Below are 23,206 nucleotides of genomic sequence, written 5' to 3'. Positions count from 1 at the left end.
CCGCTCAGCCGAGGCCGAGCACGTCCCGCATCGAATACAATCCCGGCTTCTTGCCGCGTGCCCACAGGGCCGCCTTGACGGCGCCGCGGGCGAAGATGGCGCGGTCCTCGGCATGGTGTGCCAAGGTGATGCGCTCGCCGGTGCCGGCCAGCATCACGCTGTGATCGCCGACCACCGAGCCGCCGCGCAGCGTAGCAAAGCCGATCGAGCCCGTCTTGCGCACGCCGGTATGGCCGTCGCGGACGCGCACATTATTGCCGGCCAACGCGATGCCACGCCCGGCGGCAGCGGCTTCGCCGAGCAGCAGTGCGGTGCCCGACGGTGCATCGACCTTGTGCCTGTGGTGCATTTCGAGAATCTCGATGTCGAAATCGTCGGCGTCGAGCGCGCGCGCCGCCTGTTCGACCAGCACCGCCAGAAGATTGACGCCGAGGCTCATATTGCCCGACTTGACGATCGTCGCATGACGCGCCGCCGCGGCGATCCTGGCGTTGTCGTCGGCCGAGCAACCGGTGGTGCCGATGACATGGACGATGCGCGCCTGCGCCGCGTAGCCGGCGAACTCGACTGATGAGGCCGGCGTGGTGAAATCCAGCACGCCATCGGCCCTGGCGAAGACGGGTAGCGGATCATCACCGATCGCCACATCGATGCGGCCGACGCCGGCGAGTTCACCCGCATCCTTGCCCAGATGGGGTGAGCCCGCGCGCTCGATGGCGCCGATGACCCGCGCGCCGGGGATGGTGTGGATGGCACGGATCAGGGTCTGGCCCATGCGGCCGGCCGCGCCGACCACCACCAGGCCCATATCGATCCTGTCGGTTGCGGGCGTCTCGCTCATGTCGTGCTCCCGGCGATGCTCTTCTGCGTCTCGATGTTGCGAATTGGGCCTTGGGCCGAAGTCTGGATCGGTGCGCTGTCGTCGACAAGCCCCAGGCCCTTGACGCCCTGGATGCGGTGGAAACGCGCATAGACGCTGTGCGGATCGGCCATCAGCGAGGCATGGGTGCCCTCTTCGACCAGCCGGCCCTGTTCCATGACGATGATGTGGTCGGCGTTGACCACCGTCGACAGCCGGTGCGCGATGACGATGGTGGTGCGCCCTTCCATGACCTGGGTGAGCGCCTGCTGAACGCGGGCTTCGGCCTCGTTGTCGAGCGCCGATGTCGCCTCGTCGAGCAAAAGGATCGGCGCCTGCCGCACGATGGCCCGCGCAATCGACACGCGCTGGCGCTGGCCGCCCGACAGCGTCACGCCATTCTCTCCAACCGGCGTGTCATAGCCCTGCGGCTGCTGGCGGATGAAGTCGTCGGCCGCGGCCTGCCTTGCGGCCTGTTCGATCTCGGCGTCGGTGGCGCCCAGCCGGCCATAGCGGATGTTGTCGCGAATGGTGCCTTCGAACAGATAAGGCTGCTGCGAGACATAGGCGATGGAGCCGCGCAGCGACTGTTTGGTGACCTTGGAGATGTCCTGGCCGTCGATCTCGATCGTGCCCGCATCGACGTCGTAGAAGCGCTGCAGCAGCGCCACCAATGTCGTTTTGCCGGCGCCTGAAGCGCCGACGATTGCCGTGACCTTGCCGGCGGCGGCGACAAAGCTCAAATCGTGCAGGACCGGCGCCTCCTCGACATAGCGGAAGGAGACGTTGTCGAAGCGAACTTCGCCGGAGGTGAATTTCGCCTCGGCGGCACCTTGCGCGTCACTTTGCTGCGGCTCGATGTCGAGAAGCTCATAGATCATGCGCGCATTGACCAGCGCGCGTTCCATGCCGACCTGCATGCGCGCCAGCCGGCGGGCCGGATCATAGGCGAGCGTCAGCGCCGTGATGAAGGAAAACACCGCACCCGGCGGCTGGCCGAGAACGGTGGCCCGGTAGCCGGAATAGGCGATGACGCTGGCGAAGGCGATGCCGGCCAGCAGTTCGGAAACCGGCGTCAGCCGCTCGGAGACGCGGGCGATCTTGTTCGAGCGCTGTTCCGCGTCCTCGGCGAGCTTGCTGATGCGGCGCGACAGCTCGTCCTCCATGGTGAAGGCCTTGACGATGGCAATGCCTTGCGTGGCCTCCTGCATGGCGCCGATCAGTCGCGAGTTGATCTGCACTGATTCGCGCGTGATGCGGCGCACCCGGCGCATCAGGTAGGTGACTGTCCAGATCAGCGGCGGCCCGATCAGCAGCGAGCTCAGCGAAAGTATAGGATCCTGATAGATCATGACGCCGACCAGGCCGATCAGCGAGACGGCGTCTCGCGCCGTCGAGGTCACCGTCATCGACAAAAGGTCGCGAATGCCGTTGACGTTTTCGTTGACCTGCGCGGCCAGCCGCCCGGACCTTGTGTCGTTGAAGAACGAGACGCCGAGCTTCATCAGATGGTTGAAGATGCGCTGCTGGTAGCGCGCCACCAGATTGTTGCCGATCTTGGCCATCGTCACCGCCTGGCCGTAGCCGGCAAGGCCGCGCAGGATGAAAGCGCCGAGCAGTGCCGCGCAGATCCATGGGATCAGGTCGCCGCGCCGTTCATAGAAGATCTGGTTGACGACCGGGCTCATGATCCAGGCGGCAAGCGCCGTCGTCGCCGACACGGTCAGCAGGCAAAGGATCGTGAAAATATACGCGCCGCGATATTCGCGGCCGTTTTCCTGGAGAATGCGGCGGATGACCGCCACGATCTCGCCAGCACGGGGTTTCGACAAATTGGGAGGCTGAAATGTCAAATCGGAGCGCTTCGTAGGTTTCCGCTTCCCGCGGCCGGGCAATTCGGCACCCCTCTTAACGCCAAGCAGCCGGCTTGCCTATGCCTTGGGGTGACTAACTTCGTCGCGCCAGCGCCTGCCTGCCGTCTGGACGCCGAACAGCGAGGGGTTCCGGGCGTAGGCGGCAAGGCCCAGGAGTGCGGCCAGCGGGTGGGTGATGACATAGACCGGCATGGTCCGCATCAGCGCGCTGTGCGGCGCCTTGTCCTCGAAGGCAGCACGGAAATTGCCGGCTTTCAGTGCCGGCACGATCTTTTGCGCGATGCCGCCGGTGAGGAACACGCCGCCACGGCTCATGAACACCAGAGCGAGATCGCCGGCGGTGCGCCCGAGGCAGGTGACGAAGGTCTCCAGCGCTTCCTCCGCAACCGGATCGGTCTTTGCCAGGGCGGCGGCGGTGACTTCGGCCGGCGTGGTGAACGGCGCCGGTTTGCCGTCCGCCTTGGCCACCGCACGGTAGACGTTGACCAGGCCGCGTCCGCACAGGATCTGCTCGCCCGAAATGCGGCCTTCGAGCTTCTCGATATGCGGGAAAACTTCGAAATCGCGCGGCGTGCGCGGGCCGATGTCCATATGGCCGCCCTCGCCGGGCACCGGTATCCAACGGTGAAGCGCATGGACCAGCCCGGCGACGCCGAGACCGGTTCCCGGACCCAGCACGACGCGACCGGCATTGGGCTCCGGCGTACCGCCGCCGATCTTTTCCATATGCTCCTCGCCGAGCGCGACGACGGCGAGCGCCTGCGCTTCGAAATCGTTGAGCACGACGATGTCGCTCAGCCCGAGGCTGGCGAACATTTTTCTCGGCTTGACGATCCACGGGCAGTTGGTGAGCTCGATCTCGTCGCCGTCGACCGGGCCGGCCACCGCCAGCACCGCGGAGTTGGGGCGCACCGATGAGCGATCGATCACGACCGCCTGGATTGCTTCGTCGATGGTGTTGTAGTTGGCGGTCTGGACGATGGCGGGCTCGCCGGCCTCGGAATTGGCATCGAGCACGATCGAAAAGCGCGCATTGGTGCCGCCAATGTCGCCGATCAGGATCGGAAACCGCAACAAAGTATCGTCGTCGCCTGTGCCTGGCATGCTCTCGTCCGTCTCCGGCGCCCCTGACGGCATCTAGCCGCTCTCCCGTTGACTAGCGCATGAGTTTGAAAAGGGAAACGGTTTTCGAATCCACGGGCGCGCTGCGGCCGGTTCTGCGGCCAAACGGCCACTGTTTCGCAAAACGGGCCATCATAGTTTTGAACTGGCCCCCATCTGGACTCCGAACGGCGATAATCGCATTCTCCCCGTGAGGGGAGAGGCTTGGAAAAATCGCGCTATGACAACCGGTCTGGCCAGTGGCGTAAGCGGGCCGCGCGAGGGCGCCGCTGGTTGCCTTCGCGTAACACCGTATCGTGGGCGCTCATCCTTGCGGCAATCATAATTCTGTCTGCTCTGATTGCGCTAAAAGCTGGTCCTGCGCAGGTTTAATCTGGTTTGACGTCGATAGATGCCGCGACGGTCAGTTTCCAGGCGGCCGTGGCCGCGGCAGCGGGATGCCGATCTCGGGTGTCGCCGCGAAGGCGCTCACCGCGCTCGGCAATCCAGCCGTGCCGCTGGCCGTCGTGGCCGGCAGCGACGGCGCTTCCGGTTCGGNCCGCGCTCGGCAATCCAGCCGTGCCGCTGGCCGTCGTGGCCGGCAGCGACGGCGCTTCCGGTTCGGGCGCGGCCACCGCGACGGGCACGCCGCCGCCATGATAGGTCGCGGCCTCGGCTGAAGCCGGCCCAGGCGCGTCGAGCACGGCACGGCATTCCTGGGGCAGGTTCGCCATCGTCATCAGATCGCGGGCCTTCGGCGCGTCAGGGTTCTTGTTGGGCCGCCACGGCTCCTGCGTGAACCACCAGGCCAGCGGCTTGCCGCAGCCGTCATCGTCCGGCGTTGCTTCCTGCGCCTTGCAGCCGGGCGAGCCCGGCTGGCAGCCGATGCGCATGTGGAAGTGATAGTCGTGGCCCCAGAACGGCCTGATCTTGCGCAGCCATGAACGATCGCCCTTGACGGTGTCGCAGAGTTTTTTCTTGATGCCCGGATTGACCAGGATGCGTTCGACTTGCGCGTAGCTCGCCGCCCGCTTCAAGAGCCTTGTGTGCGCCGGCGTCCACAGCGCGTCCTTTACCAGATGGGTCTTCTCGTCGACCATCAAGGTGGCGCTCATCGATTCGCGCTGAGCCGTCGACATCGGATGGCTGGGCATCGGCGTCAGCCATATGTCTGCGTCGAGCCCGATCTGGTGCGAGGCGTGGCCGGTCATCATCGGGCCGCCGCGCGGCTGCGAAATGTCGCCGATCAGCAAGCCGGGCCAGCCTTCGACTGCTGCGTCGCGCGACAATTTCTCGATGACCGCGATCATCGCCGGATGACCCCAGCGGCGGTTGCGCGAAGGCCGCATCACCTCCCAGGTCGGACCATCCATCGGAATGGCGACACCGCCGGCAAAACAGCCCTTGGAATAGAAGCCAATTGATTGCGCAGCGGCTGCTGCCGGCAGCTTCTTGGCGCCAAATAGGTCCTTTGCCCGCTCCTCAGCCGCGGCTGGTTGTACGGCAAGCCCTGCGATGGCAGCCAGGCCAAACGCAGCGGCCAGGATTGTCCTTCTGCCCGGCGACGATGGTCCCGATGCCTTCATGACCCCACTCCTTCATCGCTTGAACCGCCGAATCGTAGCATGCCCAACTTACGGCTTCGACCGTTAGCGCTTCATCGGACTGCGCGCTTCGCCGTCGCGCCAGTCGCCGCTCGCCCACATATGGTCGAGGGCGGTGCGGTAGTCCGGAAATCGAAAACGATAGCCCGCCGCCTTGATCGCTGCGTTGGCGACACGCTTGTTCTCGCCATAGAAGGACCGCGCCATGGGCGAAAGTTGGGCGGCGTCGAAGGGAATTTCGGGCGGCGGCGTGACACCCATCAGCGAAGCGGCATAGGCGACGACATCCTGCGGCGGTGCCGGCAGATCGTCGGTGACATTGAAGATGCCACCAGTATTGCTGTCGATGAGCCGCCAAAGCGCACCGGCAATATCGTCGCAATGAATGCGATTGAACACCTGGTCCGGCTTGACCAGCCGCCTTGCGGTGCCGTTTTCCAGATTGACCAGCGCATTGCGGCCCGGCCCGTAAATGCCGGACAGGCGCAGGATTGCAACAGGCCGGCCGATGTCCGAGCCCAGTTGCAGCCAATCCTGCTCGGCCCCCACCCGCATCACCGAGCGCTTCGACACCGGCCGGCATTCGGCCGTTTCATCGACCCACGCGCCGTCGTAATTACCGTAGACGCCGACGGTCGAGAGATAGCCGATCCATTCGAGCGCCGGCATTTGAGCGATTGCCTCCCGGGCAGCGTTCAAGACGGGATCGCCGGCCTCTTCCGGGGCGATCGAGATTACCAGATGCGTTGTTTTTTCCAGCGCATCCCCGATTTCGTCAGTCAGCGCACCATCGAACAGCAGCGGTGCGATGCCGGCCTGGCGCTGCGCCTCGAATTTGTCCGGGGAGCGGGTCGTGCCGAATATGTTGGCGGGCCCCTTGTTGGCACGGGCAAAGGCCTTGCCGGAATAGCCGGCGCCGAAGATGAAGACCCGTTTCTCGCTCATGCATGCGTCCTGGTTGGCCGCGCCAGACGCCATTCGTCGCGCACGGCTGTATCGGTCTCGGTTTTCAGGCCGATAGCTGCCCGTTCTGAATATTCGGCATCAGGCACCAGCCGCGCCAGCGCCCATATTGCCGCGCCCCGCACCAGCGGCGAGGCATCGTCCAGCAAGGCACGCACGCTGACGGCAAGCGCGGTGTCGCCGGAATTGCCGGCGGCGATCAATGTGTTGCGGACAAAACGATCGCGGCCGATGCGTTTTATCGGCGAACCGGAGAAGAAAGCGCGGAAGGCCGCCTCGTCCAGTTGCAACAGCCGGCCAAGCGGCGGCTCGCGCAATTCATCGCGCGCGGCGAGCTTGGCCTCCGAAGCAGCCCGGGCGAACTTGTTCCACGGGCAAACGGCCAAACAATCGTCGCAACCATAGATGCGGTTGCCGATCTTTTCACGGAATTCATGCGGGATCGGCCCCTTGTTCTCGATGGTGAGGTACGAAATACAGCGCCGCGCATCGAGCCGGTAGGGCGCCGGAAAAGCATCCGTCGGACAGGCGTCGAGGCAGGCACGGCAGGAGCCGCAATGGTCGATCTCCGCCTTGTCGGGCACCAGTTCGGCGGTGGTGAAGATCGTGCCGAGGAACAGCCAGGAGCCATGCTCGCGGCTGACCAGATTGGTGTGCTTGCCTTGCCAGCCGAGACCCGCGGCTTCCGCCAGCGGTTTTTCCATCACCGGTGCGGTGTCGACGAACACCTTCACGTCGCCGCCGGCACGGGCCACGATCTTGCCAGCGATCTCCTTCAGACGCCCCTTCATCACCTCGTGATAGTCGCGGTTCTGCGCATAGACCGAGATCGCGCCGCGGTCGCGCTTGGCCAGCACGCCGCGCGGATCATGGTCGGGACCGTAATTCATCGCCAGCACGATGATCGAGCGCACCTGCGGCCATAGCACCGTCGGGTCGCCGCGGCGTTGCAGCGTCTCGGCGATCCAGTCCATCGAGCCGTGAAAGCCGTCGGCGACAAATTCGGCCAGCCGCGCCGGCGCAAGCGGGATCGCATCGGGAGAGGTGACGGCGACGGCATCGAAGCCGACGCGACGCGCCTCCGCGTCGATCAGCGTGCGCAGTTTTGCGGCGTCAGAAGTCGAGGTCCGCATAATGCGACACCGGCGACAGGCCGCGCACGCGGTCGGTCAAAAGCGGCCGGAAGGAGGGCCGTGACTTGACCCGCGTGTACCATTCGCGCGCTGCAGGATGCTCGCGCCAATCAATCTCGCCGAGATAGTCGAGCACCGACAGCGTCGCGGCGGCGGCCAGATCGGCATAGGTAACCCTGGAGCCGGCCAGCCAATGGCGGGTGCCGGCCAGCCAGTTGGTGTATTTCATGTGCTGGCGGATGTTGGCGCGCGCCGCACGGATCGCGCCTGAATCGGGCGAGCCGCCGCCCGCAACTTCCGGCATCACCGGCTTCAGCACCCGTTCGCGCACCAGATGGCGGGTGATTTCGCTTTCGGCCTTGCTGAGATACCAGTCGATCAGCCGGCGGATTTCGGCGCGCTGCATCGGATCTTCGGCAAACAGCCGCTTGTCGCGCTTCAAGACACCGCGCGTTTCATCGAGATATTCCGATATGACGGTTGCACCGACGATCGGCACGTCGCCTTCGGCCAGCAGGATCGGCAGTGTGCCGGCCGGGTTCAGCGCCAGGAACTCCTTGCGTCGGGTCCACGGCTTTTCCTCGATCAGGGCCAACTCCTCGCCATACTCGCCGAAAGCGAGGCGGACGAAGCGACAAGTGGCGAACATGGGATGGTGGAAAAGCGTCAGCATGGTTCCGCGATGATAAAGCGCACTGGCGAATCGAAGGGCGCACCGGTAAGTCTTGGCCGCCCGGTTAGCGGGCCGTCAGGGTGTTGCGACCTATAGGGGGACTTGCACGCCATGACAAGCAAGCCGTTTTGTCAGCCGTCACGCCAAATCCCGAGGTAGCCATGGAAAGCCAGCCATTCGTCGAAGCTCTGCTGCTCGGCCTGCTGGAGGGGCTGACCGAGTTCATCCCCGTCTCATCCACCGGCCATATCCTGCTCGCCGGCCATTTCCTCGGCTTCCATTCGACCGGCAAGGCCTTCGAGATCCTGATCCAGCTCGGCGCCATCCTGGCGATTCTGAGCGTCTATTTCCGCCGGCTGTGGCAAATGCTGATCGACCTGCCGCATGACCGGCTGACAAGGCATTTCGCCATCGGTGTCCTCATCGCTTTCCTGCCGGCGGCGATCATCGGCGCGCTGGCGCATGATTTCATCAAGGCGGTGCTGTTCGAATCGCCGCGGATGATCTGCATCATGCTGATCATCGGCGGCTTCGTGCTGCTGGCGGTGGACCGCATGAACCTCAAGCCGTTCTACCGCGACGTCGAGCGGTTCCCGACCCGGCTTTACCTGCAGATCGGCCTTTTCCAGTGCCTGTCGCTCGTTCCCGGCACGTCACGCTCCGGTTCGACGATCGTCGGCGCGCTGCTGCTGGGCGTCGACAAACGGGCGGCGGCCGAATTCTCCTTCTTCCTCGCCATCCCGACCATGGTCGGCGCCTTCGCCTTCGACCTGTTCAAGAACCGCAACGTCCTGAGCAGCGCCGACCTGCCGATCATCGCCGTCGGCTTCGTCGCCGCCTTCGTCACGGCGCTCATCGTCGTGCGCTTCCTGCTCGATTACGTCTCGCGCAACGGCTACTCGCTGTTCGGCTGGTGGCGGCTGGTGGTGGGTGGTGTGGGGTTGGCGGCGTTGATGATCTGGGGGTGAGCTTACCCTCCCCCTTGTGGGGATGGTGAGCAACCTCAATTCCTTCCATAGAACGCATTCTCGACATGCACCGGCCAGCGCCAGGGCAGCACCGCGACCATGTCGAAGCGCATCGACAGTTTGCCGTAATCGGACTGGCGCGACAGCCAGATGTCGGCCGCCCCCTCGATGCGGCGCTCCGATTCGTGGCCGATCGCCTCCATGGCTTCCATCAGCGTGCGCCGCGCCTTGACCTCGACGAACAGCACGAGGTCGCCGCGGCGCGCGATCAGGTCGATCTCGCCGAAGCGGGTGCGGTGGCGGCGCGCCAGAATCCGGTAGCCCTTCAACACCAATGCTGCCGCCGCCAGCCATTCGCCGCGGTGGCCGCGCCGATAGGCTTTTTGGCGGCTGGCACTCGGGCGCTCAACCACCGTCGCTTTCTCCAGAAGCATGCTTGAGTTCGAGAAGCCGCCGATACAACGCCTGTTTCTGGCCGCCGATCATTTTTGCGGCTTCCGCCGCTGCCTTGGAAGCCGGCATTTCGCCGGCGAGCGACAGCAACAGGCGGTCGATGTCGGCCGGTTCGTCGGCCTTGGCCTCGGCCGGACCGACGCAGACGACGATCTCGCCCTTCGGCGTATCGGCCGCCGCATAATGATCGGCCAGCGCCTGCAGCGTGCCGGTGCGCATCTCTTCAAAGGTCTTGGTCAATTCGCGACCGATCGCGGCCTTGCGCTCGCCGCCAAGCGCCTCGACCATGGCGGCAAGGGATTCGGCCAGCCGGCGCGGTGATTCGAAGAAGATCAGCGTCGCCGGCACAGCCTTCAGTGCCCCAAGCCGCGTCAGCCGCTGCCCTGATTTGACCGGCAAAAAACCGGCGAACAGGAAGGCGTCCGACGGCAGGCCGGATGCGGTCAACGCCGCGAGCGGCGCCGACGGGCCGGGAATCGGCACGACGCGAATGCCGTGGTCGCGCGCCTCGCCGACCAGCCGGTAGCCGGGATCGGACACCAGCGGCGTGCCGGCGTCGGAGATCAGCGCCACGCTCTGTCCGGCCTGGAGCGCCGCGATCAGCTTCGGCCCGGCCTCGCCCGCATTGTGTTCGTGATAGGCCGTGGTGCGGCGGCGAATGGCGTAGCGGTCGAGCAGCACGCGCGACACCCGCGTGTCCTCGCAAGCAACGATGTCGGCGGCGGCCAGCGTCTCCAGCGCGCGCAGCGTGATGTCGGCCAGATTGCCGATCGGCGTCGCCACCAGATAGAGCGCCGGCTCGAGCGGCCGGGCCGCGATCTCGGTCTGCCCGACCACATAGCTGCGCTTGCCCGTTTCGGCGGTCACTGATGCCTTCTCCATTCAGCCCTGTTTGGCACGGCCAGCGTCGGCTTGCAAAAGCTGACGTTGCGCCTCCCTCGCCATTCCTTTGCCACAGTAGGGAACGAAACCGGCTACGGCGGATTTACCCCCTGATTCCCGAGGAGGACAGGATGGATAGCCTGAAGATGCAGGACGCTTTCGAGCCCTATCGGGCCGAGCGCAACCGCGTTGCCGTACGCAAGGACAAGCGCCTCCCCGCGAAGACCGACGCCAGCCTGGCCAAGCAGGCCTGCTTGCCCACGAATGTCGGGCTTTCCGACAACAAACCCGACAACATGACGGAGCACTGACCGGACGATGCCCAATCGCTTCGATATCTTCATCACCCGTCTTGAAACAAAAAACGCCCGCAACGACGTGCCGCTACATCCGATAGGCGACCAGCACCGCGGACGCCGCGATAAGGGCGACGCCAAGCCAGTCCGCCCCGGCGAGTCGCCCGCCGAGAAAGGCCGCGGCAAACAACCCCACAAGCACGACGCTTAGAGCATTTCACCGTTTCGCGGTAACGGCGAGCCGCTCTAACTCTTTGTCTTGATGCAATTCCGGACGGAAAACCGCGTCACACTTTTCCTGGAATTGCTCCGCAATCCTCAGCCTCGGAGATTGGGGGCGTGGGCGTCATCCTCGCCGCGCACCCAAAGCCTGCTTGGTTATCGCGCTAGGTCCGCCACCACCGCATCGAGCACGATCATGCCGGCCGGAGTGGCGCGGAGCCGCGCGTTGCCGATCGGTGCCACCAGCCCTTCGCCCTGTAGCATCGAGAGCCGCGCGCTCGACAGGCCGCGCCCGGAGAACGCCTCGTAGCGGGAGAGGTCGATGCCCTCGGCCAGCCGCAGGCCCATCAGCAGGAACTCGTCGGCTTCTTCCGAACGCGTCAGGATCTCGCCACCGGTGACGCCATGGCCCTTGGCCTCGACCAGATTGGCCCAGGTTTCCGGCATCCGCTCGGCGATCGTGACTGTGCGGCGGCAGTTCTCGACGAAGCGGCCATGGGCGCCTGGCCCGACACCGACATATTCGCCGTAGCGCCAGTAGGTCAGATTGTGCCGGCTTTCGGCGCCCGGCCTGGCGTGGTTGGAAATCTCGTAGGCTGGCAGGCCATGCGCCGAGGTGATCTCCTGCGTCAGCGCATAGAGGTCAGCGGCGTGGTCGTTGTCGGGGATGATGAATTTCTTCGCGGCATGCAAGGCATGGAACGGCGTGCCCTCCTCGATGGTCAGCTGGTACAGCGACAGATGATCGGCGGCGTGGCCGATCGCCTGTTCGAGCTCGGCCTGCCACGCCTCCGGTGTCTGGCCGGGTCGGGCATAGATCAGGTCAAAGGACAATCTTGGGAAGATTTCCCGCGCGAGCCCGATAGCATGCAACGCTTCCTCGACATTGTGAAGCCGGCCGAGGAAGCGCAAATCCTTGTCGTTCAGCGCCTGTACCCCGAGCGAGACGCGGTTGACCCCGGCCGCCCGGTAGGCGCGAAAGCGATCGGCCTCGACCGAGGACGGATTGGCCTCCAGCGTCACCTCGATGCCGTCGGGAACGGTCCAGTTCCTAGCCACGGCGTCCAGAACCCTGGCCACCGTTTCCGGCTTCATCAGCGACGGCGTGCCGCCGCCAAGAAAAATGCTGGTTACCTCGCGCGGCCCGGTGCGCTCGCGCATCGTCGCCAGTTCAGCCTCGAAGGCGCTGGCGAAGCGGTCCTGATCGACCGGCTGGTGGCGGACATGGCTGTTGAAATCGCAATAGGGGCACTTGGCCGCGCAGAACGGCCAATGGACATAGACGCCGAAGCCGGGCGTCCGGTCGAGCAGCATGCTCATGACGAACCCAATCGTGCTTGGGCGAACTTCTGGAAAGCGCGGGCGCGGTGCGACAGCGCGGTCCGCTGGCCGGGCTTCCAGCCATGCTTTTCCTCGGCGCTCATCTCGCCGAAGGTTTTTTCGAAGCCATCGGGCAGGAACACCGGATCGTAGCCGAAACCGAGATCGCCGCGCGGCGGCCAGACGAGCGTGCCTTCGGCCTCGCCGCGATAATATTCGGCTTCTCCGTCGGGGAACGCCAGGCAGATGACGGCGACAAAGCGGCCCTTGCGTTGTCCGGCCGAGGCGGCGCTGACTTCCTGCAGCGCCACTTCGGTGCGTTGCATAGCCATGCCGAAATCGCGCGCGCCGTCAGCGGTTTCCGCCCAGTTGGCGGTGTAGACGCCGGGCGCGCCGTCGAGCGCGTCGACGCACAGGCCGGAATCGTCCGACAGCGCCGGCAGGCCGGTCGCCTTGGCCGCGGCCAGCGCCTTGATGTAGGCGTTTTCCTCAAAGGTGGTGCCGGTTTCGTCGGGCTCAGGCAGGCCGTAGTCCTTGGCCGATTTCGCTTCGAAGCCGAACGGCCCCATCAGATCGGCGAATTCGCGCAGCTTGCCTTCATTGTGGCTGGCGACGACGATCTTCTTTCCATCGAGAGAATGCATCAAAGGCCCCAGATTCGTGGCTCGGCGAATTCGATCGAATTGCCCGAGGGGTCGCGTATATAGATCGAACGGCCGCCCTGCGGCCATTCGAATTCGCTTTCGATGGCTATGTTTTTCGCCTCGAGACGCGCTTTCCAGTCGGCGATTTCGTCAGCGGTCGCCGCAAAGCAGAGATGGCCTTCGCCGACAGCGCCATGCGGCGGCACCGGCAGCCTGGCGTCGGGCGCGGGCGGGATTTTGGTTGCCTCGGCATTGAAGACGAGCAACACGCCCGGCCCGCAGCGGAAGAAGAGGTGGCGGCCATCGACTTTGCCGAGGAGGTTTAGGCCGAGGACGCCGGTGTAGAAGGTTTCGGCGGCGGTTAGGTCGGTGACGTAGAGAGCGGATTCCAGGATAGCAGAGGGCGTCACGAGGCGCCCCCCTCTGACCTGCCGGCCATCTCCCCCTCAAGGGGGGAGATTGGCAGCTTCAGCGCCTCCGCACAACTCACGCCGCCGCAAGGTGGCGCAAACCAGCGGGATAGCCGATCTCCCCCCTTGAGGGGGAGATGGCCAGCAGGCCAGAGGGGGGCGCTCAAGCTCGGCATTTGAGAACTAAGCCACCGCCATCTGCTGCAAACTGACCAGGCGCTGAATGCCCTTCTTGGCCAAGCCCATTAATTCCGCGAACTGCCCTTCCGAAAAAGGCTCGCCTTCGGCGGTTCCCTGGATCTCGACGATGCCGCCCTTGCCGGTCATGACGAAATTGGCATCGGTGCCGGCCGACGAGTCCTCGATATAGTCGAGGTCGATAACCGGCTGGCCGTCATGGATGCCGCAGGAGATCGCGGCGACGTGGTCCTTCAGCACCTTGGCGACACTGGCCATCTGGCGGGCTTCCATCCAGCGCAAGCAGTCGTAGAGCGCCACCCAACCGCCGGTGATCGAGGCGGTGCGGGTGCCGCCATCGGCCTGGATGACGTCGCAGTCGACGGTGATCTGTTGCTCGCCCAGCGCTTGCAAATCGACCACGGCGCGCAAGGAACGGCCGATCAGCCGCTGGATCTCCAGGGTGCGGCCGCCCTGCTTGCCGGCGGAAGCCTCGCGGCGCATGCGCTCGCCGGTCGAGCGCGGCAGCATGCCGTATTCCGCCGTCACCCAGCCCTTGCCGGAATTGCGCATCCAGCCCGGCACTTTTTCCTCCAAGCTGGCCGTGCACAGGACATGCGTGTCGCCGAACTTCACCAGGCATGAGCCTTCGGCGTGCTTGGAGACGCCGCGCTCGAAGGAGATGGCGCGCATTTCGTCGAATTGGCGTTTGGAGGGGCGCATTCAGGCTGCTTTCTTGTCATTTTTCGGGAATCTTGGCCGGCTTGTAGCCGCATGGGACGAATGGCGCAAAGGAAAATGGCTTGACGATCCGACACAGACACCGGGGTGATCTGACGCAGACACCGGGTTGCGCGGGCCGTAGCGAAGTCTATATCTTTGGGCCGGAGGTTTTTGGCCGCAATGACCAAGGCAGTCGATCCAAGTTCGCAGGCGCCCGCGCTTCAATCATTGGACATGCGCTCGCGCGACATCTTCCGGCGCATCGTCGATTCCTACCTCAAGGACGGCGAACCCGTGGGATCACGCAGCCTGTCGCGCATCCTGCCGTCTTCGCTGTCACCGGCCACCATCCGCAACGTGATGAGCGATCTCGAGCATCTCGGCCTCATCTACGCGCCGCACATCTCGGCCGGCCGTTTGCCGACGCAGGCCGGCCTGCGTTTCTTCGTCGACGCCTTCATGGAGCTTGGCGATCTGTCCGACGAGGAGCGCCGCGCCATCGAGGCGCAGGTGCGGGCATCCGGCTCGGGGGCGACGCTGGAACACATGCTGACCGAGGCCAGCCAGATGCTGTCGGGCATGTCGCGCGGTGCCGGCCTGGTGCTTGCCGCCAAGAACGAAGTGGCGCTGAAGCACATCGAATTCATCCAGCTCGAGCCGACCAAGGCGCTGGCGGTGCTGGTGTCGCAGAATGGCGACGTCGAAAACCGCGTCGTCGAGCTGCCCGCCGGCATCACCGTCTCGCAACTGCACGAGGCCTCGAACTTCCTCAACGCTCATATCCGCGGCCGCACGCTGGCGGAGGCGCGGGTCGAGATCGCCCGCATCAAGGAAGAGACCAGGGCCGCCCTCGACACGCTGTCGCAGGACCTCGTCGAGAAGGGGCTCGCGGTGTGGGCCGGCGCGGACAGCGGCCTGCCGGCACGGCTCATCGTGAGCGGCCGCGCCAATCTGCTCGAAAACGTCACCGCCCAGGCCGATATCGAACTGTTGCGGCACCTGTTCGAGGACATGGAGACGCAAGATGGACTGATCCAACTGCTCGACCTCGCCGAGGAAGGATCGGGCGTGCGCATCTTCATCGGCTCGGAAAACAAGCTGTTCTCGCTGTCGGGCTCGTCGCTGGTGGTCGCGCCCTATCGCGACAAAGACGCCCGCGTCGTCGGTGCGCTTGGGGTCATCGGCCCGACCCGGCTCAATTATGCCCGCATCGTGCCGATGGTCGACTATACGGCGCAGCTGATTTCCCGCATGCTGCGCTAAGCGTATTGATGTTCAGGTGATGCCGGCCTGACCTGAATCTCAACACCTTAGACTCAAAAAACAAAGAACAAGCAGCTGAGGAGAAAAACAATGGCGCTCGAAGAATTCAAGGCCCGGATCAGCCTGCTGCTCGAGGAGATGGTCAACCAGCCGGAAGACCAGCACGAGATCCAGGAGCAGTTGCGCGAAAAACTGCGGGAAATGCGCGCCATGGGCCTGCCGCTGCCGGCCGATCTCGTCGCGCTGGAAAAGCGTCTCGATGACGATTTCTACGCCGCCGGGACCTGAAGGTAGAAAACCTCCGCTTTCGCTTCAACTGATCGTGTGCCGCGGAACAACAGACGAAACCGCTCGTTTGGCCTCTTTGCAGCCGTTCACTGTGTGACCAGGTTTGGAGGATTGAATGATCCGATTGGCTGGGCTGGCCCTGTCCGCAGCGGTGTTCCTCACCACCGCTGCATTCGCACAGCAAGCGGAGCCCGTATTGAAAGGTGCCGCGGCCTTCGGCGACTGGCGTGCCGACAGGCCCGGTGTGCGCCGCCTGATCAAGCCGAACGATCTGCCAAAACCCGACGTCACCAAATCCGCCTCCAACAGCGCCGGCCTTGCCGAACGGCCGGCAGATGCCAAGCCGAAACTGCCGCCGGGCTTTTCGGCCGAGCTGATCGCGTCGGGCATCGACAATCCGCGCGTCGTCCGCGTCGCGCCGAACGGCGACCTGTTCGTCGCTGACAGCGAAGCCAACCAGATCCGCGTCTACCGCCTGGCCGAGGGCAGCGCGAAGCCGGCGCAGCACGGCATCTTTGCCCGCAATCTCAACCAGCCCTATGGCATTGCTTTCTATCCGCCAGGCAACGACCCGCAATGGGTCTATGTCGCCAACAGCGACGGCATTGTGCGCTTCGCTTATCACAGCGGCGACCTGAAGGCCGCCGGCGACCCGGAGACCATCGTCGACAACATCCCATCAAGTCATCACTGGACCCGCGACATCGCTTTCTCTCCGGACGGCAAGACGCTCTATCTATCGGTCGGCTCGGGTTCGAATGCCGCGCAGCATATGGGCAAAGAACCGAAGGGCGGCCTCGACGCCTGGGCGACGTCGCAGCCGCTCGGCGCTGCCTGGGGTCCCGAAGATGGCCGCGCGGCTGTGCTGGCCTTCGATCCCGACGGCAAGAACGGACGCATCGTCGCCACTGGCCTGCGCAACTGTTCGGGCATGGCCGTGCAGCCGGCGACCGGCGCGCTGTGGTGTGTCGTCAACGAAAGCGATGGGCTCGGCGACAATGTGCCGCCGGAATATGCGACCGCGGTCAAGGACGGAGCCTTCTATGGCTGGCCCTGGTACTATATCGGCAACAACGAGGATCCGCGTCACAACGGCGAGCGCCCCGATCTTGCCGGCAAGGCGACCATTCCCGACGTGCTGATGCAGGCGCATTCGGCGCCGCTCAACATCGCCTTCTACGAAGGGAAGACTTTTCCGGCCGAATACAAGGGCGACGCCTTTGTGGCTCTGCACGGTTCATGGAACCGTGGCAACAGGACCGGCTACAAGGTGGTGAGATTGCTGTTCAGGGATGGCAAGCCGACCGGCGAATACGAGGATTTCATCACCGGCTTCGTCGTCTCCAACGGCGAGGTCTGGGGTCGGCCGGTTGGCGTGGCGGTGGCGAACGACGGCGCGCTGATCGTGACCGAGGACGGCAATGGCACCATCTGGCGCGTCACCCATGACGGCGATCGCTCCTGAGCAATCTTGGCACAAACCCCTCACCCGGATTGCCAACGGCGGCGCCAGGGTCTTCTCCCCGGCGGAGACGGTGACCGCGAAGCGGCTGGATGAGGGCGCCTTCTCCACGTGTTGCAGCGACATCTGGTGCAATGGATTCCGATCCCAGGTGAATTCAATCCTGGTCCATTCTATGCGACAAGGCGTTCTGATTTGAGGTCCCAGCCATGACGCTCACCGGATTCCTCGCCTACAGTGCCGCGCTCGGCATCGCCGCCGCCATTCCTGGTCCCGGCGTCACCGCGCTCGTTGCGCGTGCGCTCGGCTCCGGCTTCCGCTCGTCGTTGGCGATGTCCTTTGGGCTGATGGCTGGCGATCTCACCTATCTGACTGCCGTGGTGCTGGGTCTCGCCTTCGTCGCGCAGACCTTCGGCATGGTTTTCCTGGCCATCAAATGGCTCGGTGTCGCCTACCTGGCCTTCCTCGGCTGGCGCTTCTGGAACAGCGGCATCACGCCCGAGACGGTCGAAGCGAAAAAGGGCAAGGGTGGGCTGCTGTCGAGCTTTGCCGCCGGCCTGACCGTCACGCTCGGCAATCCGAAGACGATGATCTTCTACCTGGCGATCACGCCGACCATCGTCGACCTGAAGACCATCACACTTACCGACTACGGCATTCTCGTCGCGCTGACGGTCGTCGTGCTTCTGGTGGTGCTGGTGCCGTATCTGGCGCTGGCGTCCAAGGCGCGCTGGTTCCTGAAGTCGCCGCGCGCGCTCAAGGCGCTGAACCGCACCGCCGCCGGCTTCATGGTCGGCGCCGCCGCAGCGATTGCCGCCCGGCAATAGAGGGCTTTTCGGCCAAACCATTTCGCAAACAGGCCTTCGCGGGAAATGCTTTTCCGGCAGGGCGACGTTTTCGACACAGGTCCCACTCGGATATTTTCAGCCGACAGTCTATCTTGCACGGCCAAAGGCCCTATCTTGCCGGCTTGAATTCCATTTGCCTGAAATTCTCTACCTGCCTGAAATTCTGGGAGCGAAACCAATGAACAAGCCCGTCACCTCTGCCCGTTTACCCGGTCGCGGCCGCGTCTACGATTCCATCACCGATACGATCGGCGACACGCCCCTGGTGCGGCTCGACAAGTTCGCTCGGGAAAAGGGCATCGTCGCCAACCTGATCGCCAAGCTCGAATTCTTCAATCCGATCGCCTCGGTCAAGGACCGCATCGGCGTGGCGATGATCGAGGCGCTGGAGGCTTCCGGCAAGATTTCTCCCGGCAAGACCACGTTGATCGAACCGACGTCGGGCAATACCGGCATCGCGCTTGCCTTCGCCGCTGCCGCCAAGGGCTACAAGCTCATCCTGACGATGCCGGAAACGATGTCGATCGAGCGCCGGAAGATGCTGGCGCTGCTCGGCGCCGAGCTGGTGCTGACCGAGGGTCCGAAAGGCATGAAAGGCGCCATCGCCAAGGCCGATGAGCTGGCCGCGACGATCCCCAACGCGATCATTCCGCAGCAGTTCGAGAACCCCGCCAACCCGGAAATCCATCGCACGACGACGGCCGAGGAAATCTGGAACGATACGCATGGCGAGGTCGATATCTTCGTCGCCGGCATCGGCACTGGCGGCACCATCACCGGCGTCGGCCAGGTGCTGAAGAAGCGAAAGCCCTCGGTGCATGTCGTCGCCGTGGAGCCGGACTCCTCACCGGTTCTGTCGGGTGGCCAGCCTGGCCCCCACAAGATCCAGGGCATCGGCGCCGGCTTTGCGCCCAAAATCCTCGACACGACGATCTATGACGAGATCGTCAGGGTGTCGAACGAGGATTCGGTCGCAAATGCCCGCCTCGTCGCCCGCCTCGAAGGCGTACCGGTCGGCATCTCGTCGGGCGCCGCCCTGCAGGCGGCCATCGTCGTCGGCTCACGGCCGGAAAACAAGGGCAAGAACCTGGTCGTGGTCATCCCGTCCTTCGCCGAGCGCTATCTGTCGACGATTTTGTTCGAGGGGTTGGGGGCGTAATCCGACGGTTCTTCGTGATTAAGCTGGCCCGTTGAATAAACCGCCCGTGGCGTCAGCCACCAGCTTGAGAAATGCCCTGCTTCCGGTGCAAATCGTCACCGGCCGGTGCAAAGCGGGCCGGGGGAGGATTTCATGTACAAGCTCTACACTCGTCGGGGCAGCGGCGGCTTCGTCGTCGAGGCGGCCCTGGCGCTGGCGAATGTGCCGTTCGAACAGATCGACGTGCCGAAGACGGAGCGGCCCGATCCGGCCTTCCTCGACATCAGCCCGTTGAACCAGGTTCCGGTGCTGACTTTGCCGGACGGAAGCTCGATCACCGAATCGGCGGCGATCTGCATCCTGCTTGCCGAGCGTCATCCCAATGCCGGCCTGGCGCCGGCGGCCGACGCGCCTGCCCGCGCCGATTTCCTGCGCTGGATGACCTTCATGTCGTCGGTGCTCTATCCGGCAGTGCTGCGTTTCTATTACGCATACCGCTATACGACAGATGCCGAAGGCACCAACGCGGTCAAGCAGGCAGCCGTCGCCGAGATGGACCGCGGCTTTGCCGTCCTCGATGCCTCTCTCGAAGGCCGTGACTGGCTGGTTGACGACCGCATGTCGGTCGCGGACATCTACCTCGTCATGCTGGTGGCCTGGCATCCCGACGCCGAGAGGGCGCGCACGACCTGGCCTGATATCGAGCGTCTGTGGTCGAAGCTGCGCGAGCATCCCCTGATGAAGACGCTCAACACATCGCATGGGATGTGGCCGGGCTGAACGGACGGCCGGTTGGCGAGTCTCAATTTTTGAGCGCTGCCCTTTTGCCCTGCAGGAACCGGCGCACCGCCGGGTCGCGCTCGAGGCCGATCGCCCGGTCATAGGCTTGGCACGCCTGCGGTACCTGCCCAAGCCTGGCCAGGAGACCGGCGCGGGCTGCCCAATAAGGCTGATACTCATCAAGCCGCTTGTCGTCGCCCAGCACGTAGAGGGCCGCCAATCCAGTCACTGCACCCTCGGCCTCGGCAATCGCCACCGCGCGGTTGATCGCCACCACCGGTGATCCCGCGACAGAGAGCAGCGCGTCGTAGAGTTCGCGGACCGCCACCCAGTCGGTGCGGCCGGTCAGCCGTCGTGCCGCATGTGCGGACTGAACCGCCGCCTCAAGCTGATAGCGGCCGATGACGCCCATCGTGGCGGCGCGGCGGAGCAGGGATTCCGCTTCGTCGACCAAAGCGCCATCCCACAGCGTATGATCCTGCTCGGCCAGCGGAACATAGTCTCCGGCCGGATCGCGCCGTGCCGCGCGCCGCGCTTCGGCGAACAGCATCAGCGAAAGCAGACCCAGCGCCTCGGGCTCTTCCGGCATCAGCGAAGCCACCAGGCGGCCGAGCCAGATGCCTTCGCCAGCGAGATTGCGGCGCCGCGTTTCGGTGCCCGCTGGATCGGACCAGCCTTCGGCGAAGGCGGCGTAGATCGCTTCCAGCACCGCATCCAGCCTTTCGCCGAGTTCGGTCCGCTCCGGAACGCGGAACGGAATGCCGGTTTCACGGATGCGGGTCTTGGCGCGAACCAGGCGCTGGCCCATGGTTGCCGGCGACACCAGGAAGGCTGAGGCGATCGTTGCCGCGTCGAAACCCAGCACGGTCTGCAGGATCAGCGGCGAGCGAATGCCGGGCTCGATCGCCGGGTGGGCGCAAGCGAACATCAGCCGCAGCCGTTCGTCGGGAAGGTCTTCGTCGGTCATGCCCGCCTCCATCTCCTCGGCAATCAGCTTGAGATGCTCGCGGCCGGCCTCGCTGGTCAGCCGCCGCCGCACCGCATCGACGCGGCGCCGCCTTGCCACCGCCAGCAGCCAGGCTTCCGGCCTTTCAGGCACGCCGGTTCGCGGCCAGCGTTCGAGTGCCGCGGCAAAGGCGTCAGCCAGCGCGTCTTCGGCAGCGGCCACGTCACGCGTGCGCGCCGCCAGCCAGGCTACCAGCTTGCCGTAGCTTTGCCGGGCGGCGGCTTCGGCGGCCACCCGGGCGATCTCCGAGCGACTGTCCATCACATCATCATCTCTCGGACAGGTACTCGGTCATTTCCCAGATCGGCCGCAACTCGACAGTACCGGTGCTGGCCGCCGGGCAGCGCGCCGCCCAGACGATCGCGGCGTCGGCATCCTCGGCCTCGATCATGTAGAAGCCGGCAAGCTGCTCCTTGGTATCGGCATAGGGGCCGTCGAGCACGTTGGTCTTGCCCCCAGCCACCCGCACCGAGGTGGTCGCCTGACTCGGGCGCAGTCGGTCCCCTGCCAGCCAGGCGCCGGACTTCTTCAAGGCTTCGGTATAGGCACCATAGGCGGCACTCATCTGGTAGGTCGCCTCGGCCGGTGCATTCGCCATCGCGGCTTCGTCGGCGTAGATCAAAATCATGTATCGCATGGTCTTCTCCCGTTGTTTCGAAGGCCGCTTCCTTGCGAGCCGGACGTATGTCGCGCGGCAGCGCGCGATTTCGACAGACAGCTCAAAAAACTTTCGGCTCCGCCGGCTTTTTGCGCAAGCCGCCATCTGTTTCCGATCCCTCAACCGTTCGTCTAACGAGCACAATTGCGGGTTGGCATTTGCGGCTCGCTGTCTAAACTCGCCGTGGTCGCACCTGGGAGGCGGTGCGGTCGCCGATATTTCAGGGAGGAGGCCCCGATGTTCCATTTCAGAACGAAATTCGTTGCAGCCGGTGCCGTGGCGCTCTCGCTTGGCCTGGGTGCCGTCTCAGCCAGCGCGCAAGAATTTATCAATGTGCTGACCGGCGGGACGTCCGGCGTGTATTATCCACTCGGCGTCGCATTGTCTGAAATCTACGGCAAGGGCATCGAAGGCGCGCGTACCCAGGTGCAGGCAACCAAGGCTTCGGTCGAAAACCTCAATCTGTTGCAGCAGGGCAGGGGCGAGATCGCCTTTGCGCTCGGCGATTCCGTCAAGCTGGCCGCTGAAGGCAACACCGAAGCCGGCTTCCCGGGCAAGCTCGACAAACTGCGCGGCATCGCCGCTATCTATCCCAACTACATCCAGATCGTCGCCAGCCGCGAGTCCGGCATCAAGACGCTGGCCGATCTCAAGGGCAAGAGCCTGTCGGTCGGTGCGCCGGCGTCCGGCACCGAGCTCAACGCGCGCGCCATCTTCGCTGCCGCCGGGCTGAAATACGAGGATCTCGGCCGGGTCGAATACCTACCCTTCGCCGAATCGGTCGAACTGATCAAGAACCGGCAGCTCGACGCCACGCTGCAATCCGCCGGACTCGGCGTCGCCTCGATCCGCGACCTCGCCACCTCCGTGCCGATCAATGTCGTGGCAGTGCCGGAGCAGGACGTCGCCAAGATCGGCGCGCCCTATCTTTCGGTGATCATTCCCAAGGGAACCTATGAAGGCCAGAGCGAGGATGTCGCGACTGCGGCCGTCGGCAATTTCCTCATCACCCGCGCCGATGTCTCCGACGAAACCGCGTATCGGATGACCAAGCTGCTGTTCGAGCATCTCGACCAGCTGGCCGCGGCGCATGCCGCCGCCAAGGCGATCGACCCGGCCAAGGCGCTCGACGGCATGCCGGTGCCGCTGCATCCGGGGGCTGAGCGGTATTACAAGGAGAAGGGGCTGCTGAAGTAAGCGCTTGGCAATCCGACATGTCTTCGCCAGGCGCCCCCCTCTGCCCTGCCGGGCATCTCCCCCTCAAGGGGGGAGATTGGCCGTCGCGATGTCTTTTGCCAATCGCTGACGTTGCAAAACGAGCGCCGACATCAATGTATCCGATCTCCCCCCTTGAGGGCAGGGCTATCGCATATGAGTAAAGAGCTGGAAGAGGAAGTCTCTGTTCCATCTGGCTCTTCGCATCTTGCTGGCGATGGGTTTGTCGAGAGGATGGGCTTGCAA

At 64.6% G+C, this 23,206-nt stretch carries 23 protein-coding genes and 2 pseudogenes; 9 read left to right on the top strand and 16 right to left on the bottom strand.

The window, feature by feature from the left end; translation table 11 throughout:
- Nucleotides 1–4: 4 nt before the first annotated feature.
- The 7 genes and pseudogenes from dapB to X744_RS142190 form a co-directional block, all read right to left on the bottom strand.
- Nucleotides 5–841 (bottom strand): 4-hydroxy-tetrahydrodipicolinate reductase, encoded by an 837-nt coding sequence (gene dapB / locus X744_RS142165; protein WP_023762618.1) that lies wholly within the window; start codon nt 839–841, stop codon nt 5–7.
- Nucleotides 838–2,712, bottom strand: coding sequence for an ABC transporter ATP-binding protein (locus tag X744_RS142170; RefSeq protein ID WP_023762617.1), 1,875 nt, complete (start codon nt 2,710–2,712; stop codon nt 838–840). The genes dapB and X744_RS142170 overlap by 4 nt, the downstream gene beginning before the upstream one ends.
- A 78-nt stretch (nt 2,713–2,790) precedes the next feature.
- Nucleotides 2,791–3,837 carry a glucokinase gene (locus X744_RS142175; protein WP_023762616.1) on the bottom strand — a complete coding sequence of 349 codons (1,047 nt, stop codon included), beginning with the start codon at nt 3,835–3,837 and terminating at the stop codon, nt 2,791–2,793.
- A 421-nt stretch (nt 3,838–4,258) separates the two neighbouring features.
- Nucleotides 4,259–5,420: pseudogene (mepA, locus tag X744_RS0138575) on the bottom strand (penicillin-insensitive murein endopeptidase).
- A 63-nt stretch (nt 5,421–5,483) separates the two neighbouring features.
- On the bottom strand, nt 5,484–6,383 hold the full coding sequence (locus X744_RS142180; protein WP_023762613.1) for an SDR family NAD(P)-dependent oxidoreductase: 900 nt from the start codon (nt 6,381–6,383) through the stop codon (nt 5,484–5,486).
- Entirely contained in the window at nt 6,380–7,534 is a 1,155-nt protein-coding gene (gene queG / locus X744_RS142185) for a tRNA epoxyqueuosine(34) reductase QueG (protein ID WP_023762612.1), read from the bottom strand. The genes X744_RS142180 and queG overlap by 4 nt, the downstream gene beginning before the upstream one ends.
- Complete coding sequence (locus X744_RS142190; protein WP_023762611.1) at nt 7,515–8,207, bottom strand: glutathione S-transferase family protein; 693 nt, start codon at nt 8,205–8,207, stop codon at nt 7,515–7,517. The genes queG and X744_RS142190 overlap by 20 nt, the downstream gene beginning before the upstream one ends.
- 161 nt (nt 8,208–8,368) lie before the next feature.
- Between X744_RS142190 and X744_RS142195 the strand changes: the two genes are divergently transcribed.
- Nucleotides 8,369–9,175: an undecaprenyl-diphosphate phosphatase gene (locus tag X744_RS142195; protein ID WP_023762610.1), complete on the top strand. Its 807-nt coding sequence runs from the start codon at nt 8,369–8,371 to the stop codon at nt 9,173–9,175.
- 35 nt (nt 9,176–9,210) lie between these two features.
- Here X744_RS142195 and X744_RS142200 read toward each other — a convergent pair whose 3' ends face one another.
- Both X744_RS142200 and rsmI read right to left on the bottom strand, forming a co-directional pair.
- Entirely contained in the window at nt 9,211–9,588 is a 378-nt protein-coding gene (locus X744_RS142200; protein ID WP_023762609.1) for a YraN family protein, read from the bottom strand.
- A complete protein-coding gene (gene rsmI, locus X744_RS142205; RefSeq protein WP_031261250.1) occupies nt 9,581–10,510 on the bottom strand; it encodes a 16S rRNA (cytidine(1402)-2'-O)-methyltransferase in 930 nt (309 codons plus the stop codon). The genes X744_RS142200 and rsmI overlap by 8 nt, the downstream gene beginning before the upstream one ends.
- Before the next feature lie 131 nt (nt 10,511–10,641).
- Between rsmI and X744_RS142210 the strand changes: the two genes are divergently transcribed.
- Nucleotides 10,642–10,821, top strand: coding sequence for a hypothetical protein (locus X744_RS142210; RefSeq protein WP_023762607.1), 180 nt, complete (start codon nt 10,642–10,644; stop codon nt 10,819–10,821).
- A gap of 73 nt (nt 10,822–10,894) precedes the next feature.
- Here the strand turns inward: X744_RS142210 and X744_RS1000000175650 are convergent.
- From X744_RS1000000175650 to rph, 5 genes and pseudogenes are all read right to left on the bottom strand, one after another.
- Nucleotides 10,895–11,017, bottom strand: a pseudogene (locus tag X744_RS1000000175650) (transporter); the annotation flags it as partial.
- A gap of 167 nt (nt 11,018–11,184) precedes the next feature.
- Complete coding sequence (gene hemW, locus X744_RS142220) at nt 11,185–12,348, bottom strand: radical SAM family heme chaperone HemW (RefSeq protein ID WP_023762605.1); 1,164 nt, start codon at nt 12,346–12,348, stop codon at nt 11,185–11,187.
- Entirely contained in the window at nt 12,345–12,992 is a 648-nt protein-coding gene (gene rdgB, locus X744_RS142225; protein WP_023762604.1) for an RdgB/HAM1 family non-canonical purine NTP pyrophosphatase, read from the bottom strand. The genes hemW and rdgB overlap by 4 nt, the downstream gene beginning before the upstream one ends.
- A complete protein-coding gene (locus X744_RS142230; RefSeq protein ID WP_023762603.1) occupies nt 12,992–13,402 on the bottom strand; it encodes a VOC family protein in 411 nt (136 codons plus the stop codon). The genes rdgB and X744_RS142230 overlap by 1 nt, the downstream gene beginning before the upstream one ends.
- A gap of 183 nt (nt 13,403–13,585) precedes the next feature.
- Complete coding sequence (gene rph / locus X744_RS142235) at nt 13,586–14,302, bottom strand: ribonuclease PH (protein ID WP_023762602.1); 717 nt, start codon at nt 14,300–14,302, stop codon at nt 13,586–13,588.
- A 180-nt stretch (nt 14,303–14,482) separates the two neighbouring features.
- Here rph and hrcA point away from each other — a divergent pair, with 180 nt between their 5' ends.
- From hrcA to X744_RS142270, 6 genes are all read left to right on the top strand, one after another.
- On the top strand, nt 14,483–15,565 hold the full coding sequence (gene hrcA / locus X744_RS142240) for a heat-inducible transcriptional repressor HrcA (RefSeq protein ID WP_023762601.1): 1,083 nt from the start codon (nt 14,483–14,485) through the stop codon (nt 15,563–15,565).
- Between the two features lie 90 nt (nt 15,566–15,655).
- Nucleotides 15,656–15,853 (top strand): hypothetical protein, encoded by a 198-nt coding sequence (locus X744_RS142245; protein ID WP_013892036.1) that lies wholly within the window; start codon nt 15,656–15,658, stop codon nt 15,851–15,853.
- A 115-nt stretch (nt 15,854–15,968) separates the two neighbouring features.
- Entirely contained in the window at nt 15,969–17,318 is a 1,350-nt protein-coding gene (locus X744_RS142250; RefSeq protein WP_023762600.1) for a sorbosone dehydrogenase family protein, read from the top strand.
- Nucleotides 17,319–17,524: 206 nt separating this feature from the next.
- Complete coding sequence (locus X744_RS142260) at nt 17,525–18,142, top strand: LysE family translocator (protein ID WP_023762598.1); 618 nt, start codon at nt 17,525–17,527, stop codon at nt 18,140–18,142.
- Nucleotides 18,143–18,341: 199 nt separating this feature from the next.
- Nucleotides 18,342–19,322, top strand: a complete 981-nt coding sequence (gene cysK, locus X744_RS142265) for a cysteine synthase A (RefSeq protein ID WP_023762597.1) — start codon at nt 18,342–18,344, stop codon at nt 19,320–19,322.
- 132 nt (nt 19,323–19,454) lie between these two features.
- Complete coding sequence (locus X744_RS142270; RefSeq protein ID WP_023762596.1) at nt 19,455–20,081, top strand: glutathione S-transferase family protein; 627 nt, start codon at nt 19,455–19,457, stop codon at nt 20,079–20,081.
- 22 nt (nt 20,082–20,103) lie between these two features.
- Here X744_RS142270 and X744_RS142275 read toward each other — a convergent pair whose 3' ends face one another.
- Nucleotides 20,104–21,348 carry an RNA polymerase sigma factor gene (locus X744_RS142275; protein ID WP_023762595.1) on the bottom strand — a complete coding sequence of 415 codons (1,245 nt, stop codon included), beginning with the start codon at nt 21,346–21,348 and terminating at the stop codon, nt 20,104–20,106.
- A gap of 7 nt (nt 21,349–21,355) precedes the next feature.
- Nucleotides 21,356–21,724: a YciI family protein gene (locus X744_RS142280; RefSeq protein ID WP_023762594.1), complete on the bottom strand. Its 369-nt coding sequence runs from the start codon at nt 21,722–21,724 to the stop codon at nt 21,356–21,358.
- 258 nt (nt 21,725–21,982) lie between these two features.
- On the opposite strand from X744_RS142280, the gene X744_RS142285 reads away from it, so the two are divergent.
- Nucleotides 21,983–22,942 (top strand): TAXI family TRAP transporter solute-binding subunit, encoded by a 960-nt coding sequence (locus X744_RS142285; protein WP_023762593.1) that lies wholly within the window; start codon nt 21,983–21,985, stop codon nt 22,940–22,942.
- Nucleotides 22,943–23,206 lie beyond the last annotated feature (264 nt).

Source organism: Mesorhizobium sp. LNHC252B00 (assembly GCF_000502955.1).
Lineage (GTDB): Bacteria > Pseudomonadota > Alphaproteobacteria > Rhizobiales > Rhizobiaceae > Mesorhizobium.
Note: the sequence above shows the minus strand (reverse complement) of the source record. Positions and strands in the feature narration are given on the sequence as shown.